The 1403-nt window shown below is 36.4% G+C and carries 1 protein-coding gene; it reads right to left on the minus strand.

Going from position 1 to position 1403, the window contains the following annotated elements:
* Positions 1-117: 117 nt before the first annotated feature.
* The gene (locus BSAG_RS00005; protein ID WP_008018700.1) at positions 118-1269 is read right to left on the minus strand and encodes an ISAs1 family transposase; all 1152 of its coding nucleotides are present in this window, start codon (positions 1267-1269) and stop codon (positions 118-120) included.
* Positions 1270-1403 lie beyond the last annotated feature (134 nt).

A 1403-nucleotide genomic window follows, 5' to 3' on the forward strand; every position in this document is an offset into this window, starting at 1 on the left:
CCAGACATGCTTCGTCTGGCTTTTGACTTTATTATAGCTTGGAGAGAAATACGGGCGAGGCCGAATGCTTACTGGAGCGGTGATGTTTCTATAGCCCACGTATGCAGGGCAGACGCATTAAAAATTATTGTTCTGTAAAAGTTGTGACAAATATTTTTCATCCCATCCGGCTTTTAGTCTTTTCAGATTCATACTTCCTTTTGTTGTTTTATCCTTCTTTAGTATGGTAAGTGCCATCTTTGTTGCCACCGAAAAGTTTCTGGCTGCATTTTTCACCTTTTTACTGTAGTCTTCTCGAAAGGTAACATCCAATTGCCAATGAAGATTATTCTCAATAGACCAATGCTGTCTGATGGCAGATGCAATCTCCTCCGGTTTGGTATTATCAAGTGAAGTTACATAGTATCTGACCTCTTGAGTATATTCTCCTGTTGCTACTATTGTTCTCTCCGACTTTATCCCTACAATAGACTTCAACCCCACAAGTTTCTTCTTAAACATTTTCTCCATTATAGAACCATAACTGACTACAGTACAGGTTCTTTTCTCAACTCTTCCATGTCCGGTATTTTCCGACACATGCCTGGTGACTCTATTGATTATTTCATCTCTATCCTGATAATCGTCAATAATTTGTTTAGCTAGTTGATAATTTTTTTTCTTATTCTCCTTTATAGCTATAATATAATTTGCATCACGCTCAATAATGGTCTGGGTTATATCTTTCTGGCATCCCATCGCGTCAATTGTAACAATACAACCACTTAGTTCCAAAGAGTTAATCAACAATGGAATAGCTGTGATTTCATTGCTTTTATCATCTACTTTTACCTGACCTAAAGAAATTCCATTAACGGCAGACCAGGCGGAAACCATCCATAATTTGAATCCTTCTTTTCCCGTAGTATGCTCTCCATCACATTGGCTTGGACCACGCATGAGCTTGCCATCTATAGCTACAACGCCTTTCACCTCCTGACAAACTTGTTTTACCCAATTACGAAAGATCAACTCAAAATACTCGGGCTTTATTATACTGAAGAATCTATTAAAAGTATCATGACTAGGGATGAACTCCAGGTCAGGTATGCGACTTTTGAAAAAAGCAATTTTCGCATTGCCAAATTCCTCAATCTCATTCCAAGACTGGGCGCCACAGATTACAGCAGCAATGGATATATAGATAATAGTTTCCATTTTATGTACTTTTTTGCGGTTCATCCTAGGATCTTCTATTTGTTTACAAAGGTCAATTATGCCAATTTTCATGTTAGTTTATGTTTTATAATATCTTATAAAGATAAGGAAAATAATCGACATATACAATAGATAATACACTAATAGTCAATAATATAAAAATAAAATACAAGTTGTAAGATAGTAAAAATATAATGCGTCGACCC

Source organism: Bacteroides sp. D1 (assembly GCF_000157095.2).
GTDB lineage: Bacteria > Bacteroidota > Bacteroidia > Bacteroidales > Bacteroidaceae > Bacteroides > Bacteroides xylanisolvens.

Coding starts and splice junctions, on each gene's coding strand:
- BSAG_RS00005 (WP_008018700.1), bottom strand. CDS start 1,269: ATGAAAATTGGCATAATTGACCTTTGTAAACAAATAGAAGATCCTAGG.